The sequence below is a fragment of the Massilia sp. 2TAF26 genome, assembly GCF_052115005.1.
Lineage (GTDB): Bacteria > Pseudomonadota > Gammaproteobacteria > Burkholderiales > Burkholderiaceae_D > Telluria.
Genome location: NZ_JBFRFV010000020.1, coordinates 21,878 through 38,029 on the forward strand (window position 1 = coordinate 21,878; position 16,152 = coordinate 38,029).

General features: G+C 65.7%; 14 protein-coding genes. 7 read left to right on the forward strand and 7 right to left on the reverse strand.

Annotation, left to right across the window (positions count from 1 at the left end; translation table 11 throughout):
• Positions 1-126: 126 nt before the first annotated feature.
• Entirely contained in the window at positions 127-393 is a 267-nt protein-coding gene (locus AB4Z32_RS19220) for a hypothetical protein (RefSeq protein ID WP_442123468.1), read from the reverse strand.
• A 167-nt stretch (positions 394-560) separates the two neighbouring features.
• On the reverse strand, positions 561-2,888 hold the full coding sequence (locus AB4Z32_RS19225; RefSeq protein WP_442123539.1) for a TonB-dependent receptor plug domain-containing protein: 2,328 nt from the start codon (positions 2,886-2,888) through the stop codon (positions 561-563).
• 250 nt (positions 2,889-3,138) lie between these two features.
• Here AB4Z32_RS19225 and AB4Z32_RS19230 point away from each other — a divergent pair, with 250 nt between their 5' ends.
• The 3 genes from AB4Z32_RS19230 to AB4Z32_RS19240 all read left to right on the forward strand — a co-directional run bounded on the left by AB4Z32_RS19230 (position 3,139) and on the right by AB4Z32_RS19240 (position 4,655).
• A complete protein-coding gene (locus AB4Z32_RS19230; protein ID WP_442123469.1) occupies positions 3,139-3,534 on the forward strand; it encodes a hypothetical protein in 396 nt (131 codons plus the stop codon).
• Positions 3,527-3,787, forward strand: a complete 261-nt coding sequence (locus AB4Z32_RS19235) for a hypothetical protein (protein ID WP_442123470.1) — start codon at positions 3,527-3,529, stop codon at positions 3,785-3,787. The genes AB4Z32_RS19230 and AB4Z32_RS19235 overlap by 8 nt, the downstream gene beginning before the upstream one ends.
• Positions 3,788-4,064: 277 nt before the next feature.
• On the forward strand, positions 4,065-4,655 hold the full coding sequence (locus AB4Z32_RS19240; protein ID WP_442123471.1) for a PEP-CTERM sorting domain-containing protein: 591 nt from the start codon (positions 4,065-4,067) through the stop codon (positions 4,653-4,655).
• Between the two features lie 367 nt (positions 4,656-5,022).
• On the opposite strand, the gene AB4Z32_RS19245 is transcribed toward AB4Z32_RS19240, so the two are convergent.
• The 3 genes from AB4Z32_RS19245 to AB4Z32_RS19255 all read right to left on the reverse strand — a co-directional run bounded on the left by AB4Z32_RS19245 (position 5,023) and on the right by AB4Z32_RS19255 (position 10,259).
• Complete coding sequence (locus AB4Z32_RS19245) at positions 5,023-6,093, reverse strand: AI-2E family transporter (RefSeq protein ID WP_442123472.1); 1,071 nt, start codon at positions 6,091-6,093, stop codon at positions 5,023-5,025.
• A gap of 4 nt (positions 6,094-6,097) precedes the next feature.
• Complete coding sequence (locus AB4Z32_RS19250) at positions 6,098-9,364, reverse strand: EAL domain-containing protein (protein WP_442123473.1); 3,267 nt, start codon at positions 9,362-9,364, stop codon at positions 6,098-6,100.
• Positions 9,365-9,482: 118 nt separating this feature from the next.
• Positions 9,483-10,259 (reverse strand): type 1 glutamine amidotransferase domain-containing protein, encoded by a 777-nt coding sequence (locus tag AB4Z32_RS19255; RefSeq protein ID WP_442123474.1) that lies wholly within the window; start codon positions 10,257-10,259, stop codon positions 9,483-9,485.
• 124 nt (positions 10,260-10,383) lie between these two features.
• Here AB4Z32_RS19255 and AB4Z32_RS19260 point away from each other — a divergent pair, with 124 nt between their 5' ends.
• The 3 genes from AB4Z32_RS19260 to AB4Z32_RS19270 are packed head-to-tail and all read left to right on the forward strand — an operon-like array spanning position 10,384 to position 11,551.
• On the forward strand, positions 10,384-10,716 hold the full coding sequence (locus AB4Z32_RS19260) for an ArsR/SmtB family transcription factor (protein WP_442123475.1): 333 nt from the start codon (positions 10,384-10,386) through the stop codon (positions 10,714-10,716).
• Positions 10,716-11,144, forward strand: coding sequence for an SRPBCC family protein (locus AB4Z32_RS19265; RefSeq protein ID WP_442123540.1), 429 nt, complete (start codon positions 10,716-10,718; stop codon positions 11,142-11,144). The genes AB4Z32_RS19260 and AB4Z32_RS19265 overlap by 1 nt, the downstream gene beginning before the upstream one ends.
• Positions 11,141-11,551 (forward strand): DUF1801 domain-containing protein, encoded by a 411-nt coding sequence (locus AB4Z32_RS19270; RefSeq protein WP_442123476.1) that lies wholly within the window; start codon positions 11,141-11,143, stop codon positions 11,549-11,551. The genes AB4Z32_RS19265 and AB4Z32_RS19270 overlap by 4 nt, the downstream gene beginning before the upstream one ends.
• Here the strand turns inward: AB4Z32_RS19270 and AB4Z32_RS19275 are convergent.
• Positions 11,490-12,038: a hypothetical protein gene (locus AB4Z32_RS19275; protein WP_442123477.1), complete on the reverse strand. Its 549-nt coding sequence runs from the start codon at positions 12,036-12,038 to the stop codon at positions 11,490-11,492. The genes AB4Z32_RS19270 and AB4Z32_RS19275 overlap by 62 nt on opposite strands.
• A gap of 1 nt (position 12,039) precedes the next feature.
• Complete coding sequence (locus tag AB4Z32_RS19280) at positions 12,040-12,807, reverse strand: PhzF family phenazine biosynthesis protein (protein WP_442123478.1); 768 nt, start codon at positions 12,805-12,807, stop codon at positions 12,040-12,042.
• A 93-nt stretch (positions 12,808-12,900) separates the two neighbouring features.
• On the opposite strand from AB4Z32_RS19280, the gene AB4Z32_RS19285 reads away from it, so the two are divergent.
• Positions 12,901-16,062 (forward strand): error-prone DNA polymerase, encoded by a 3,162-nt coding sequence (locus AB4Z32_RS19285; protein WP_442123479.1) that lies wholly within the window; start codon positions 12,901-12,903, stop codon positions 16,060-16,062.
• The last annotated feature ends 90 nt before the right edge of the window (positions 16,063-16,152 follow it).

Here is a 16,152-nt window from a genome sequence, read left to right on the forward strand (position 1 = left end):
GGCGCGCTTCCGGAGTTGGAAATGCAGCCATTATTGGCAGGCTTGCGCACCGGCGTCAGCGCTTTCCCTTGGGGGCTGCGTGCCGCCACCTTGGGTATCGCGCGATGCGCCGGGGTGCCGGGAGTGTCAGGCGGACAGGCCTTTTTGCAGCAGCTCCGCCACCAGTTGGTTCAACTCGACCCCGCGTTCCTTGCTCAGCGTCTGCAACTGCTGTACCAGGCCGCTGTTCAGCTTGACGGCAAATGGTACCAGTCCCAGGGCGCGCTCACGCTCGCGCTGTTCGCGGCGGTCGGGCGCAGGTCCGGATGCGGCTGCGCCGAAAGTAGCGCCCTTGGCAGCCATCTGGTTCATCAATTTCTTTGCATCGCTCTTTGCCAGGTCTGTCTTTTTCATCGCTTCCCTTTGTAGTTCGTGAATTGAAAACGGATTCTACTCGTGAAAGGCGCTCGCCTCGTTGGCGCGCAGCGAAAGGCAGCCGCGCCGGAATGGCGCGGCTTGCAAGCTTGGTCCCCGCCTGCACGGGAAGCCGGGTCGGGCAATGCCCGGCTCGACGGGTGGATTTAGAACTTGTGCGCCACGCGCGCAAAGTAAGCCGCGCCGTTCAGGCCGAACTGCACGCTCTCGTACTTGAAGCCGTTGTCGGTCTCGTCCGGATTCTGCACGGTCGGATGCACGTTGAAGATATTCGTGCCGCCGACGGTCAGCTTGGTCTTGTCCGTGAACGACCAGGTGAAGGACAGGTCGGCCGAGGTCTTGGCTTCGTAGTGCTGGTTCGGCACCGGCGGGCCCGAGAAAGTGCCCAGGGTCTGCGGACCATAGTGGACGATGCGGAAGTCGGTTTCCAGCTTGCCCTTGGTGTAGTCGAAGTCCAGGGTGGCCTTGCGGCGCGGGCCGCCCTGTTCGATGAACAGGCGCTCGCGCTCGGACAGCAGCACGTCTTCGAAGCCGGCCAGCGCGCTCGGTGCGTGCACGCCGGTGACTTCGGTGCGGCTGAAGTTCATCGCCAGGTAGGTGGCCAGCTTGCCGCCGCCGATGTCCATGCGGTGCGAGGCGGTCAGGTCCAGGCCCTGGGTGCGGGTGTCGATCGAGTTCACGAAGAACTGCGCCTGGCCCACGCCCAGCGCCTGGAGGGTCGTGCCCAGCGCCGGGTAGTTGTCGGCGTCGAAGCGGCCCGACAGCACGATGCGGCCGTCGATGTCGATGTGGTACAGGTCGGCCGTCACCGAGACCGATTTGCTCGGGGTCCAGGTCAGGCCCAGGGTGTAGCTCTTCGATTTCTCTTCCTTCAGCTGCGGGATGCCGGCCGCGTTGGCGACCTTGCCGCCGTTCGGCGCCAGCACCACGTCCATCGGCACGCCGCTGATGAAGTCGGTGAAGGTCGACGAGAAGTAGACCTGCTGCAGCGACGGCGCGCGGAAGCCGGTGCTGGCCGAGGCGCGCAGCAGGACATCGTCGGTGGCCTTGAAGGAGCCGGCCAGCTTGCCGGTGGTGGTCGAGCCGAAGTCCGAATAGCGCTCGTGGCGGACGGCGGCCTGCAGCTTGGTGCGGGCGTTCAGGTCGGCCTCGAAGTCGAGGTAGGCGGCGCTGCTGTGGCGGTCGCGGTTGGTGGCGTCGCCGGGCTGGAAGCCCGGGAAGCCCTGGCTGCCGGCATTGCCGCCCACGCCCACGCCGTCGGCGTCGACGTAAGAGCCCGGCTCGCCGGCGAAGATCTGGTAGTTCTCGGCGCGGTATTCGAAGCCGAAGGCAGCGTTCAGGCCACCCAGGACTTCAGGATAGAAGCGGCTGAAGTCGGCGTTGGTGGTCAGCTGGCGGAAGGAGAAGCCGCCGGCGTCGAACTGCGAGGGGCTGATGCCCTTGCCGCCCTTGCTGAGGTCGAGATTCGCGATCGAGGCGTTCAGCGTGTGCGCGATGTTGTAGCGCATGCGGTTGTAGCCATAGGTCTGCGAGAAGTCGCCGGCCCATTCTCCGATGCGGGTGCGGTAGCCGAGGATGCCGTAGCGGTCGTCGATGTCGCCGTTGATGTAGGGGACGAAGCCGTTCGGGTACATGGCGGCCGAGTTACGCGAGGGGATGTCGTCGGAACCGATGCCGCCGCGCGCCCAAGCGGCCGAGGAGGCGTCGCGGGTCTGGGCGCCGGCCGTCAGGTAGAGCTTGCCCGGTCCCATCGGGAATTCGCCGTTCACGTAGACGGTCTGGTTCTTGACCTTGGTGTCGCCGATGGTGCGCGGGTTGTCCGGTTCGGCGCGGTTGGAGCGGCCGCGGTCATAGTATTCGCCGGTGATGCCGAGCACGCCATCGGCGACCGCGATGCCGCAGTAGGCCGAGGCCAGCCAGTTCTTGCCGTCGTGCTTCGAGTACTCGCCGAAGCCGGCGATCGATTCGCAGCCCAGGTTCTTCTTGAGTTCGACGTTGATCACGCCGGCGATGGCGTCGGATCCGTACTGCGCGGCGGCGCCGTCGCGCAGCACCTGCACGTCCTTGATCGCCAGCAGCGGCAGCGCGTTCATGTCGGTGCCGGTATTGCCGCGGTTGCGCGCGCCGAACAGGTTGACCAGGGCGGTGGTGTGGCGGCGCTTGCCGTTCACCAGCACCAGGGTCTGGTCCGAGCCGAGGCCGCGCAGGGCCGCCGAGTCGACCAGGTCGGCGCCGTCAGCACCGGTCTGGCGGGTCGAGTTGAACGAGGGCGAGATGTTCGCCAGGGTCTGGGCCAGGTCGAACTGGCCGCCTTGCTCGGCACTCTTGGTCAGCGGGATGTAGTCGACCGGGACCGTGGTATCGGTGGCCGAGGTGTTGCCGACGCGGCGCGAGCCGACGATGTTCACGCTCTGGATATTGGTGGCGTCGGCAGCGGCCGGCGCCGTGCTCTGGGCCAGTGCGGCGGACGGCATGGCGGCGAGGGCGGCGCTGCCGTAAAAGGCGAGCAGAAGGGATTGACGAATCGCGTTGGGTTTCAAGTGCTGGCTCCTTGGAAAATATTGCATTTCCATGAATTTACCAGCTGGCAACCTGAGGCAATAAGTTAAACGTCTCATAACTACAACAGTGATGCTTATAAGTTGAACTCATATTGTAGGGCAGTCTCATATTGACGCTATTTTGGTACATTGGTAACATGATTGACCATTTTTGGAGGCAGCCATGACCGATCAGGAATTCATCGCCGCGTTCGTCGCCGGGCGTCTCGCGCCGGCGGGATTCGACCACCGCGCCCACCTGCGCGCCGCCTTCCTGCTGCTGCGTTCACGTCCCTTCCTCGAAGCCTGTATCGCGATGCGCGACGGCCTGCAGGCGCTGGCCGGCAAGCTGGGCAAGCCGGACCTCTACCACGAGACCGTGACGGTGGCCTTCATGGCCTTGGTGGCGGAACGGTCGTCCGGTGCGGGCGACTGGGAGGGCTTCATCGCCGCCCACCCGGAGCTGTGCCGGCGCGGGCTGTTGGACAGCTATTATTCGGCGGCGCTGCTGGCCTCCGGCGCCGCGCGCAAGACCTTCGCCATGCCGGACCTCGTCAACGCTGGAGGCAGGCATGGCTGAGAAAGTGACGGTGGAGCGGGTCCAGACCGGCCTGCGCATCGAGAAGCGGATGCTGAAGGTGTTGAAGGGGCTGGCCGAATACCACGACATGAGCCTCGGCGACCTGGTGGAGGGCATCGTCCTGCATGCCTTCGAGGGGAAGAGCGCGTTTGGCGAGGAGAGCCTGTCCCGCATCCAGGATTTGAAACGGATCTACGGGATGACGCTGGAGGCGAAGGATGCGCACCGTTTGCAGGAGGCGGATCCGGATTGAGTTGGGTTAAACGAGCGCACCTGCACCGAATTATCGACGCCGCAGGATTTTTACTGAAGACCAAACGAAGTGCGAATCGAGAGGCAGCTTCTGGCCCGGCTCGGGCTGATTTGGCTATGAATATCCGATTTTCATAACTGGAAGTCGTCGAATTATTTTACACTTATGGTTTTCATTTGCGCCGAATTGATATATCTTTTTGATTTAACTGGTTTTTTTTATTTGGCATGGATATTGCTGAGCACTTTTCGCAACATTCATTCACTTAGGAGATCAAATGAAAACCAGGGCAAACGGGGAATTTTTGAAAGCAAAGATCGCAAAGGCGATACTCGCCGCTTCGATGCTTGCCTGCGTAAGCGGTGCAGCGTCTGCGGCAGTTATGACCTTCGTCGGCATTCCGGGTAATCAGGTAACGCTGGCGAGTTACAATGAAGACGGCATAACGGCAGTATCGACTAACGGTGGCGTTTTCTGGGGCTACCCCAGCGCCGGGCAACTCCATCTGGATCCGGCCGGGTTCGGCGATTCCGACTATGACTTTACGTTCGGTGGCCAGGCTTTCAACCTCGTATCCGTCGATGTATCGTTTGCCAGCTCCAGCGCAATTGGCACCTGGACGGCCTATGATGCTGCGAACAATCTCGTCGCCAGCTATGCCATGTCTGGCACTACGCTTCATACCGACACCGGCTTCGCGGGTTTCGATGGCATTTATCGCGTACATCTGACGAATACCGGAAGTCATTTCAGCATTGATAATCTTACCGTCGCTGCTGCCGATACCAGTGAGGTTCCAGAGCCCTTTAGCCTGGCCTTGCTTGGCATTGGCGCACTGGGCATCGCAAGCAGCCGCCGTAAAAAATAGTCAGCGAATTGCAGGTTGCCCGGCAGGGTGAACGGACCCCGAAAAGTCGAGTGTCACTTTTTGGGGTTTTTCATATAAAACACACGCAGAAGTTCAAACCGGGTCTCAATGACCCTGCATTACCCCATTTGCGAATCCTCTGCCAAAATCATACAAAAAACTCGATGTGGGGAACAGGTAGACAAACGAATCGAACCGGGATTTATTTGCCTGTAACCGGTTCCTGTCTTGCCTTCAAATTTCTGAATTCGGCGAGCAAGGATATGGGATCGGAACCGAACCAGTGCTCGCCAGAGCAAACAAGAAGATTGCAAGTATCCTTTTCACAGGATCTCGTTTTTGATGGCCCAATCTCGTACAGACGCTCTTATTCCTGATGGAATTCTTCCGCTGTCGAGAACAAATCCCAGGCGGCGATGAACAGCGCCGCGATCACCGGTCCGATCACGAAACCGTTCAGGCCGAACAGGGCCATGCCGCCCACCGTGGACAGCAGCACCACGTAATCCGGCATCTTGGTGTCCTTGCCGACCAGGATGGGGCGCAGGAAATTGTCGACCAGGCCGATCACGAACACGCAGAAGAGGATCAGCACCACGCCCTGCCAGATCGCGCCGGTCACCAGGAAGTACACGGCCACCGGCGCCCACACGATGGCGGCGCCGACCGCCGGCAGCAGCGACAGGAAGGCCATCACCACGGCCCACAGCAATGGCGCCTGCACGTGCAGGATCCAGAAGATCAGGCCGCCCAGCGCGCCCTGCGCCATCGCGACCAGCACATTGCCCTTGACGGTGGCGCGGATCACGGTGGTGAAATGGGTGAACAGGCGCTGCTTGTACTTGCGGCTCAGCGGCACCGCGGTCCTGATGCGGCCCGCCAGTGAATGGCCGTCGCGCAGCAGGAAGAACAGCAGGTAGAGCATGATGGTCAGGCTGACCAGGAAGTCGAGGGTATTGCTGGCGAAGTTGAGCGTGTACTTGGCCGCGATCTGGCTGGCCTGGGCGGCGACGCTCGACAGCTTTTCCTGGATGGTGGCCAGGTTGGTGAGGTCGAAGCGTTCCAGCAGGCCGGTCAACCAGTCGGGCAGCACGCCGATGATCTGGCGGAAGTAGGTGCCGAAGTCGATGTGGCCGGTACTGATCATGTTGTACAGCCCGACCGCCTGCTGGACCAGCGAGGCGCTGATCAGGGCCACCGGGATGATCACCATCACCACGATCGAACCCAGCGTGAGCAGGGCGGCCAGGTTGGCTTTCTGGCCGGTGGCGCGCAACAGGCGGCGGTACAGGGGAATGAACAGGATCGCCAGTACCACGCCCCAGAACACCGCGCCCGAATAGGGCGTCAGGATCCAGACGAAGCCGATGGTGACGACGGCCAGGAGGGAAAGGAAGACTTTTTGCTGGAGGGTGTATTGGCTGGCAGGTGGGTTCATACTCTTATGATAACGCCATATGCCGTTCCAGGTAGTCTTCGAAGGCCTCGCGCGGCAGGGCTTTCGCATGGAACCAGCCCTGGATGTAGTCGCAGCCGAAGGCGGCCAGCAGGTCGCGCTGGACGCCGGTCTCGACGCCCTCGGCGATCACTTCGATGCCGAGGCGGTGGGCGAGGCCGACGATGGCCTCCGTCAGCGCCTTGTCGCCGTCGTCGTCGGCCAGCTGGTCGATGAAGGATTTGTCGATCTTCAGGTAGTCGACGTCGAAATGCTTCAGGTAGGCGAGCGAGGAAAAGCCGGTGCCGAAATCGTCGATCGAGACCCTGGCGCCGGCCTCGTGCAGGGCGCCCAGGCAGCGCGAGACCTGGCCGGTGTCGCTCACCAGCACCCCTTCGGTGATCTCCACGGTAATACAGGACGGCAGCTCGGACCGCAGGATGCGCTCCAGCCATGGCAGCGGACCCTGGCGCTCGAACTGCAGCGGCGAGATGTTCACGCTCAGCTCGATCGTGCAATCGTATTTCCGGCGCCAGCGCTCGATGTCGGCGATGGCTTCGCCCAGCACCCAGTCGCCGATCTCGCCGATCAGGCCGGTCTCCTCGGCCAGCGGGATGAAGGTGGCCGGGCTGACCGCGCCGAACTCCGGATGCTCCCAGCGCAGCAGGGCCTCGGCCTTGCGCACGCGCCCGGTGGTGGTCTCGACGATGGGCTGGTAGTGCACGTGCAGCTGGCGCCGCGCCAGCGCCATGCGCAGCTCGTTGGTCAGCCTGAGCTTGAAGGAGGCCTGCTGCTGCAGGGAGGCGGTGAAATACTGGAAGTGGCCGCGCCCGGCGCGCTTGGCCAGGTACATCGCGTGCTCGGCATTCGCCAGCAGGGTGGAGGGGTCGCAGGCGTCGTCGGGATAGACGCTGATGCCGATGCTGGCCGACAGGTAGGCCAGTTCGTCGCTGCCGAGGCCGAGCGGCGCCGCCACCGCGTCGATCAGGGCGCCGGCGACGGTCTCGAGGTGCAGCTGCTGGTCGCCCTGGCCGAGCGCGATGGCGAACATGCCGCCGCCCAGGCGCGCGATGCCGGCGTCGGCCGGGACGCGGCGCACCATGCGCCGGGTCAGCTGGATCAGGGCCTCGTCGCCCCTGGCATAGCCGTAGGCGTCGTTGATGTCCTTGAAGCGGTCGATGTCGAGCAGCAGCACGCCCAGCCGCTGCCCGGCGCCCTGGGCCTTGCGCATCTCTTGCCCCAGGCGGTCGAGGAAGAGGCGCCGGTTCGGCAGGCCGGTCAACGGATCGAAGTTGGTCTGGCGCCAGATGACTTCATCCTTCTGCTTCTGCTCGCCGATGTCCCGGAACTGGATCACATGGCGGTAGATGCGGCCGTCCGGATGGCGGATCACGCGGATGTTGACGAACTTCGGCGTGACGCTGCCGTCCTTGTTGCGGTCCTGGATCTCGCCCTGCCAGTGGTCGCGGGCGGCCAGGGTCCCGCGCAGGCAGGCATAGAAGTCCTGGTCGTGCATGCTCGACTCGAACAGCTGGGGTTCGCGGCCGGCCACCTCGTCCAGCGTGTAGCCGGTCTGCTGCGTGAAGGCCGGGTTGGCGTCGACGATGCGGTTGGCTTCGTCGGTGACCAGCACCGCTTCCGAACTGGTCTGGTAGATCAGGTTCGCCATGCGCATCGATTCTTCGAGGTCGCGCTGGTGGGTCACGTCCTGCACGGTGCCGCTCAGGATCGTGCGGCCGTCCGCCGTGATCGGACTGCACAGCACGCGTATCCATTTGCGGGTGCCGGCGGGGGTGACGATCCGCAGCTCCAGGTCGAAAGGCTTGCCCTCGGTCTCGGCCTCGGCGAGCGCGCGCTCGGCCTGGATCCGGTCGTCCACGACGCAGCAGGCCAGGCAGGCTTCGAGCGTCACCGGGCGGCCGGCGGGCAGCTCGTAGATGCGGATCACCTCGTCGGTCCATTCCAGGTGGCCGGTCGCCGGTTCGAGCTCCCAGGCGCCGATCCGGGCCAGGGAACTCATCTCCGTGAGCAGGCGTTCCTGCCGGCGGATGGTGCGTTCGTGTTCGATGCGCATGGTCACGTCGCGCGCGAAGCCCAGTACGCCCAGGACCTTGCCGTCCGCCTCGACGATGGGGGTCTTGATGGTTTCGTAGGTATGTTCTTTCGCATCCTTCGCCGAGGTCACGTGGGTGTCGTGGGCGAGCGGCTTGCCGTAATCGAGGGAGGCGAGGTCGGTGCTGCGCATGTATTCGGCCGAGGCCGGCGGGAACAGGTCCTCGTCGCGCCTGCCGATGACCTCCTCGCGCGGCTTGCCCACCAATTCTTCGAAACGCGCATTGCAGGCCAGGTAGGTGCCGGCCTGGTCCTTCAGCCAGATCACGTCGGGACTGCTCTCGACCAGGGTGCGCAGCAGTGCCTTCTCGCGTTCGAGTTCGGCGGTGCGGACGCGCACCGCCTTGCGCACCGAGCGCAGCCAGAAGCCCAGCATCAGCACCAGCACGCCCAGCGCCAGCAGGGCCGCCAGCAGCCGTTCGGCGATGCGCATGAAGGGCAGGGGCTTGCCCATCCACTTGTCGTGCAGGGCGCCGAGTTCGGCCGGCGTGATCTTCGCCATGCCGTCTTCGACCATGGCGAGGGTGGCGCCGTCGCCCTTCCTGACGGCGCGCCGCAGGCCGTTGCGCCTGACCTCGAAGGCCCTCACGTACTGGCGCTGCAGGCCGAGCTGGTAGAGCCGGTAGTCGGCCGAGTATTCGTCCATGCACAGCAGCTTGATCGACTGGCGGGCGGCGGCGTCGACCAGGGCCCGGTAGGTCGGGTAGATCCGCACGCCGGTGACGCCCTCGCGCAGCAGCTCCTCGGCGCAGGCGTCGTTGGCCTGTACTCCCACCTCGAAACCCTTGAGGCTGGCGATGTCGTGGATGCCGCCGATCGAGGCGTCGGCGTAGATGGCGGTGGCGACCGTCGCGTAGGCCTTCGAGAAGTCGAGGGTGGCGGTGCGGGCGTCGGTGCGGAAGATGGTGTCGATCACGTCGGCGCGGCCGGCTTCCAGCATCGGCTGGGCCTGGGCCCAGTTGACGGCGACCAGCTCGGCCTTCCTGCCGGTCTTGCGCTCCCACAGGCGCCACAGGTCGACCGTGTAACCTTCCAGCGAGCCGTCGGGATTGCGGTGGACGAAGGGGGGATAGTTTTCGTCCAGCACGACACGAACCGGCGCCGCGCAAACGAGGCCTGGAAGACACAGCACGGCAAGCACGATGACGCGCACGACCCGCATGAACACGCTCCTGGAGAGGCGGGCCAGCTCCGATGGATGGGCTAGCCAGCTTTTGCGAAGATATCATGAAGGACGGTGCCTGCTCCAGAAGCGCGTGACGGCAATCCGCGGCCGGGTCTCAGCCGTCCGGGCCGGCCGGGGGCGAGGGCGGCACGGACGCCGCTTCGCGGGCTTCGCGCTTGCGCAGGCTGCGGTTGGCGGCGACCACGCCGACGCCGACGATCGCCAGGCTCAGCATGGCGCCGAGCGAGGGCGCGGCCAGCCAGCGCAGCGACTGGTCGGGCAGTTCGGACGGCGCCTGCTGGGGCGGATCGGAATCGGTGGGCGTGGCGATAGGAACGGGCGCGGCCTCGCCGGCCAGGAAGGGCGCCAGCTCATGGGCGAAGGCGATCGCGTCCTGCGGCGTCCGGCTCGTCAGGAGGCGGCCGTCGCGCACGGCCTGCTGGTTGCGCCAGATGGCGCCGGCATTCACCAGGTCGTCGCGCACGCCCGGCCAGGAGGTCAGGGTGCGCCCGGCCGCCAGCCCGCAGGAGACCAGCAGCAGGGCCGCGTGCGACATCGCCGCGATCGGCTTGCCGGCGGCATCGAAGGCGCGCACGAACTCGCGCGCGGAGAGAGATTGGCGCAGCAGGTCGGGCGCGATGTAGCCACCGGGAATCAGCAGGCCGTCGTAGTCGTCCGCGCGGACCGCGTCGATGGTCCGGTCGACCCGCACCAGCTCGGCGGGCTGGTGCCCGTTCATGCCGCGGATCCGGCCGGCGCGCAGGGCCACCAGTGCGGATTGCGCGCCCGCGTTCTTCAGCGCCATCAGCGCGGCATCGAGTTCCGCCTGTTCGACACCGTCCGCCGCCAGCACGGCAATCCGCTTGCCGGCGAGTTTTCCGGATCCGTTCATCGTGAGCTCCTCCTTGTCCATCGTCCCTTGTTAGCAGAGTTGGCAGACATGGCTTTAGTTCCGCTTGACCTATTCATAACCGCGTGGTTATACTTAATCCATAACCATGCAGTTATGAATTCAGATGGAACAGACACCCGACACCCCCGACGCCATTTTCAGGACCCTCGCCGACCCCACCCGCCGGGCCCTGTTCGAACGGCTGTGCCGCGAAGGGGAGCAGACCGTCGGGGCCTTGACGGCCCAGGCCGGGATCTCGCAGCCGGCCGTGTCGAAGCACCTCGGCATCCTCAAGCAGGCCGGACTCGTCAGCGACCGGCACGAGGGACGCCAGACCCATTATTCCGCCCGGTTGAAAGCGCTCGCCCCGCTGGTCGACTGGACGCAGCAGATGTCCCGGTTCTGGGAAGACCGGTTCGATGACCTCGATGACCTTTTGAAAAGGATGGACCAATGATGAATGCTTCGCCGCAGCTTGCTCCTGAACTCCGCACCGTCACCGTCGAACGCGAGTTCGCGCATGCGCCCGAGAAGATCTGGCGCGCGCTCACCCAGCCGCACCTGATCGAGGCCTGGCTGATGAAGAACGACTTCGTGCCGGCCGCGAACCACCGCTTCAGCCTGCACGGCGACTGGGGCTCGGTCGACTGCCAAGTGCTCGAGATCGAAGCGCAGCGCAGCCTGTCCTATACCTGGGCCGCGATGGGCCTGGACAGCGTGGTCACCTGGACCCTCACGCCCAGCGGCGCCGGCACCCGCCTGCGCATGGAACAGAGCGGCTTCCGTCCGGACCAGGACCAGGCCTACCACGGCGCCCGGTACGGCTGGAACAAGTTCTTCGCGTCGCTCGACCAGGTGCTGGCGGGGCTGGGAGCGGCGGCATGAGCGAGGCCTCCGTACTGATCGACGGACGCATCGCCAGCCTGCGGGACTGGCGCGGCGCCACCCTGGCGCGGATGCGCGCGCTGATCCACGAAGCCATCCCCGATGTGGTGGAGAGCTGGAAGTGGATGGGCACGCCGGTCTGGGAACACGGCGGCATTCTCTGCACCGGCGAGTCCTACAAGTCCTGGGTGAAGCTGACCTTCCTGAAGGGGGCCTCGCTGGACGATCCCGCGAAGCTGTTCAATTCCAGCCTGGACGGCAATGCGCGGCGCGCGATCGACATCCGCGAAGGCGAGGAGGTCGATGCCGAGGCCTTCAAGGCGCTGATCCGCGCCGCGGCCGCGCTCAATGCGTCGGCGAAGACGAAGACGAAGCCGAAGCGGGCGAAGGCGCCGGCCTGCGCATGAAGGCGCAGCGCTGCGAGGCGGCCAGGCCTTTCAGGTAGGCGCGGCGCACCGACCCTGCCGTGATGCAGGCGGACACGTGCTTCGAATGCCGCTCGGCGCCGCTGAGCTTGCGCACCCAGCTGCGGAAGGGGATCAGGCCTTCGGCGGTCCGCTGGACCGCGCCGACGGCCTGGTCCTCCGCCACGTCGGACGCCTTGTTCATGAAAGTGTCCTCGTCTTTTGCCGAGGGCGGCGCATCGTAGTCGGGACCGAGCGCCTCGTCGAGTTCGCGGATCTCGCGCGCGATGGCGGTGCAGCTGCGGTTCTCCGGCGGCCGGTAGGGATTTTCCTTGGCTTTCTCGAGCACGGCCGGCACATCCTGTTTCGTGATGCCGAGATCGTTGAGCGGGGCGGCGGCGGCGCTGCCCATCCGCGACACCGTCTTCGAGGCGCAGGCACCCAGGGCGAGCAGGGCGGCAAGCGAGATGAACCTGATGGCCGGATGCATGCTAGCCCTCGGCCGCTCCGCCGACCAGGATGGCCCCATCCTCGACCCGCGCCTGGATCAGGCAATCCCGTCCCGTCGCCCGGCCCTGGCGCAGCACCAGGCCATGCCCCAGCGCCGCGGCCAGCGCGCCGGCCGCGACCCCGGTCGCGCTGTCTTCCAGCGCCGCATCGAGGTGGTTGAAATTGCGGCCTTCATAAACGCCTTCCTCCAAGCGGCAGTAGACATACAGGCCGTTCACGCCGTTCGCCTTGCCCCAGGCCGCGATGCCGGCCAGGTCGGGCGCCAGGCCGTACAGCGTGTCCGCATCCTCCACTTCGACCAGCAGCTTGGGGCTGCCGACCGAGGCCACCCGCGGCCGCGAGGCCAGGACCAGGCCGGGTGCGTTCAGCAGGGCCGCGATCCCGTCGCCGCCGATGGCGGCCTGCGGCACCGTCTGCGGCGCCAGCTTCACGAAATAGCGCCCGTCCTCGCGCGACAGTTCCAGTGCCTGGCCCTTCATGGCGGTGCGCACGGTGATCGCCTGCGCGTCCTGCTCGCGTTCGAGCAGGACGGCGGCCACCGCCAGTGTCGCATGCAGGCAGAGCGGACTGCGCATGTGCGGATAGAAGTAGTCGACCTCCCGGTCCCGGGACAGGAAGACGCAGGTGGTGTTGCGCGCGGCGGCAAAGGCCTGGCGTGCGGCCGGGGCCATGCCGTCGTCTTCGATCACCAGCGCCGGGTTGCCGTCGCCGGGGTGGGCCCCGAAGCAAATCAATTCGTGTACGTGCATGTTCGCAAATGCTGAAGTCGTCAGTTATACTGTGTTTTTATACAGTATTGTCTTTTTCCAAGACCATTGTAGATCTATTTGCCCAGACACACGATGCCATCCGAGCCATCTTCCCAATTTGGCCTGCACCTTGGCCTGCCCCAGTATGCGGAGCTGTTCTGCCTGTCGAACTTCTCCTTCCTGCAGGGCGCATCGCACGCGGAAGAACTGGTGGCGCGCGCCGTGCAGCTGGGCTATGCGGCGCTGGCCATCACCGACGAGTGCTCGCTGGCCGGCGTGGTGCGCGCGCATGCGGAGGCGAAGGGCGCAAAACTGCCGCTCATCATCGGCGCCCATTTCCACCTGAAGCACGCGGACGGCGCCGATGCGCTGTCCCTCATTTTGCTGGCCCGGAACCGCAACGGCTACGGCAACCTGTCGGAACTGATCACGCTCGGGCGCACCCGCAGCGGGAAAGGAACTTACCTGCTGCATCCCGCCGACCTGGAAAACGGCATGCCGGACTGCCTGGCGATCCTGCTGCCGGCCTATCCGGGCCACGACCAGCAAGGCGTCGACCGCCTGCACGCCCAGGCGGCCTGGATGGCGCTGACCTTTCCGGGCCGCGCCTGGATCGGCCTGAACCTGCTGCACCGCGCCTTCGACGACGCCCACCGCGCCACCGTCGAGGAAGTCGGCTGGCAGCACGGCCTGCCGATCGTCGCCGTCGGCCACGTGGTGATGCACGTACGTTCCCGCAAGCCCTTGCAGGATCTACTTACCGCGACGCGGATCGGCAAGCCGGTTGCCGAATGCGGCTACCAGCTGGCCCAGAACGCCGAGCAGCACCTGCGTTCGCGGGTACGCCTCGCCAACATCTATCCGCGCGCGGCGCTGCAGGAAACCCTGCGCATCGCCGGCCTGTGCACCTTCTCGCTGGAGGAGCTGCGCTACGAATACCCGGACGAAGTGGTCCCGCCCGGCCACACGGCCACCAGCTACCTGCGCAGCGAAACCTGGATCGGCGCGCACCGGCGCTTCCGCGACGGCATCCCGGCCAGGGTGCAGGCCCAGATCGAGCACGAGCTGCAGCTGATCTCCGAGATGCGCTACGAGCACTACTTCCTGACCGTGTACGACATCGTGCGCTTCGCTCGCTCCCGGCACATCCTCTGCCAGGGCCGCGGTTCGGCCGCCAATTCGGCGGTCTGCTACTGCCTCGGCATCACCGAGGTCGACCCGGCGCGGGCCAGCCTGCTGTTCGAACGCTTCATCTCGAAGGAGCGCAACGAGCCGCCCGACATCGACGTCGACTTCGAACACCAGCGCCGCGAAGAAGTCATCCAGTACATCTACCAGAAATACGGGCGCACCCGTGCCGCGCTGGCGGCGGTGGTGATCAGCTACCGTCCGAAAAGCGCGCTGCGCGACAGCGGGCGGGCGCTCGGCATCGACCTCGCCATCATCGAGAAGGTCTGCAAGCAGCACCACTGGTTCGACGGCAAGGCGGACCTGCTGAACCGCCTGGCCGAGAGCGGCCTCGATCCGGAAGCGACGCTGTCGCAGCAGTGGGCTTCGCTGGCCCAGCGCCTGCTCGGATTTCCGCGGCATCTCTCGCAGCACCCGGGCGGCTTCGTGATGGCGCGCGGGAAGCTCTCGCGCCTGGTGCCGATCGAGAATGCGACGATGGCGGAGCGCAGCGTGATCCAGTGGGACAAGGACGACCTCGAGGAGCTGGGCCTGATGAAAGTCGACGTGCTGGCGCTGGGCATGCTGTCGATGCTGAGACGCTGCCTGGAGCTGGTCGGCCGGCGCCACGGCATGGTGTTCGAACTGCAGGACATCCCGCACGACGACCCGGCCACCTACCGCATGATCCGCGCGGCCGATACCGTGGGCGTATTCCAGATCGAGTCGCGTGCCCAGATGAGCATGCTGCCGCGGATGAAGCCGCGGCAGTTCTACGACCTGGTGATCCAGGTGGCCATCGTGCGTCCGGGGCCGATCCAGGGCGGCATGGTGCACCCCTACCTGAAGCGGCGCGAGGATCCGTCGCTGGTGACTTACCCGAGTCCGCAAATGAAGGTGGCGCTGGAGCGCACGCTGGGCGTGCCGATCTTCCAGGAGCAGGTGATGCAGGTGGCGATCCTGGCGGCCGGCTTCACGCCCGGCGAAGCCGACCAGCTGCGCCGCGCGATGGCGGCCTGGAAGCGCAAGGGAGGGCTCGAGAAGTATTACGAGCGCATCGTCGGCGGCATGCTGAAGCGCGGCTACGACCTGACGTTCGCCGAGCAGATCTTCAGCCAGATCCAGGGCTTCGGCGAATACGGCTTCCCGGAGTCGCACGCCGCCAGCTTCGCGCTGCTGGCCTATGCCAGCTCCTGGCTGAAGTGCCACGAGCCGGCGGCCTTCCTGTGCGCCTTGTTGAACAGCCAGCCGATGGGCTTCTACAGTCCCTCGCAGCTGGTGCAGGACGCGCGCCGCCACGGCATCGAGGTGCGCCCGGTGGACGTCGCCGTCAGCGGCTGGGAGTCGGCGCTGGAAGAAAGGGGCGAGGCCTCGTCCACCCAGCCGGCGGTGCGCCTCGGCCTGCACCTGCTGAGGGGAATGGGCAAGGAGGCGGCCGAGCGCATCGAGCTGGCGCGCGCGATCCGCCCCTTCCTTGACACGGCCGACCTGGCGCGGCGCGCGAACCTGGACCGCGGCGACCTGCAGGTGCTGGCCGGCGGGAATGCGCTGCAGGCGCTGGCCGGACACCGGCGCCAGGCCCTGTGGCAGGCGGTGGGGTCGGTGCCGGACAAGGACCTGCTGCGACCCGCCTCGCTGGAAGAAGACGTGCCGGTGCTGGCGGCGCCCAGCGAGGGACAGGAGATCGTCGGCGACTACCGCGCCCAGGGACTCACGCTGGGCCGCCATCCGCTCGCGCTGCTGCGGCCGCAATTACTGGCGAAGCGCTTCCTGCCGGCCGAGGTGCTGATGGACTTCGCCAACGGCCAGCTGGCGCGCGCCTGCGGCATCGTCACCGTGCGCCAGCGCCCGGGCACGGCCAAGGGCGTGCTCTTCCTAACCATCGAGGACGAGACCGGAAACGTGAACGTGATCGTGTGGGCCAGCCTGGTCGAACGGCAGCGCCGCGAGGTGCTGAATGCGCACCTGCTGGGCGTGTACGGGATCTGGCAGAGGGAAGGGGAGGTACGCCACCTGGTAGCCAAGCGGCTGGTGGATATGTCGCACCTGCTGGGGAATCTGGATACGCGCAGCCGGGATTTTTGTTAGCGTGTAGCCGTCATTCCCGCGAAACTCCACCGTCGTCCCCGCGAAGGCGGGGACCCAAGTTTGTTCGCGTTTCGACTGCGCCGGCAGAAC

What these genes read in the sequence shown, in the direction of transcription:
- AB4Z32_RS19220 (WP_442123468.1), bottom strand. Translation starts at nt 393, where the DNA reads ATGAAAAAGACAGACCTGGCAAAGAGCGATGCAAAGAAATTGATGAAC.
- AB4Z32_RS19225 (WP_442123539.1), bottom strand. Translation starts at nt 2,888, where the DNA reads ATGCCGTCCGCCGCACTGGCCCAGAGCACGGCGCCGGCCGCTGCCGAC.
- AB4Z32_RS19230 (WP_442123469.1), top strand. Translation starts at nt 3,139, where the DNA reads ATGACCGATCAGGAATTCATCGCCGCGTTCGTCGCCGGGCGTCTCGCG.
- AB4Z32_RS19235 (WP_442123470.1), top strand. Translation starts at nt 3,527, where the DNA reads ATGGCTGAGAAAGTGACGGTGGAGCGGGTCCAGACCGGCCTGCGCATC.
- AB4Z32_RS19240 (WP_442123471.1), top strand. Translation starts at nt 4,065, where the DNA reads ATGAAAACCAGGGCAAACGGGGAATTTTTGAAAGCAAAGATCGCAAAG.
- AB4Z32_RS19245 (WP_442123472.1), bottom strand. Translation starts at nt 6,093, where the DNA reads ATGAACCCACCTGCCAGCCAATACACCCTCCAGCAAAAAGTCTTCCTT.
- AB4Z32_RS19250 (WP_442123473.1), bottom strand. Translation starts at nt 9,364, where the DNA reads ATGCGGGTCGTGCGCGTCATCGTGCTTGCCGTGCTGTGTCTTCCAGGC.
- AB4Z32_RS19255 (WP_442123474.1), bottom strand. Translation starts at nt 10,259, where the DNA reads ATGAACGGATCCGGAAAACTCGCCGGCAAGCGGATTGCCGTGCTGGCG.
- AB4Z32_RS19260 (WP_442123475.1), top strand. Translation starts at nt 10,384, where the DNA reads ATGGAACAGACACCCGACACCCCCGACGCCATTTTCAGGACCCTCGCC.
- AB4Z32_RS19265 (WP_442123540.1), top strand. Translation starts at nt 10,716, where the DNA reads ATGAATGCTTCGCCGCAGCTTGCTCCTGAACTCCGCACCGTCACCGTC.
- AB4Z32_RS19270 (WP_442123476.1), top strand. Translation starts at nt 11,141, where the DNA reads ATGAGCGAGGCCTCCGTACTGATCGACGGACGCATCGCCAGCCTGCGG.
- AB4Z32_RS19275 (WP_442123477.1), bottom strand. Translation starts at nt 12,038, where the DNA reads ATGCATCCGGCCATCAGGTTCATCTCGCTTGCCGCCCTGCTCGCCCTG.
- AB4Z32_RS19280 (WP_442123478.1), bottom strand. Translation starts at nt 12,807, where the DNA reads ATGCACGTACACGAATTGATTTGCTTCGGGGCCCACCCCGGCGACGGC.
- AB4Z32_RS19285 (WP_442123479.1), top strand. Translation starts at nt 12,901, where the DNA reads ATGCCATCCGAGCCATCTTCCCAATTTGGCCTGCACCTTGGCCTGCCC.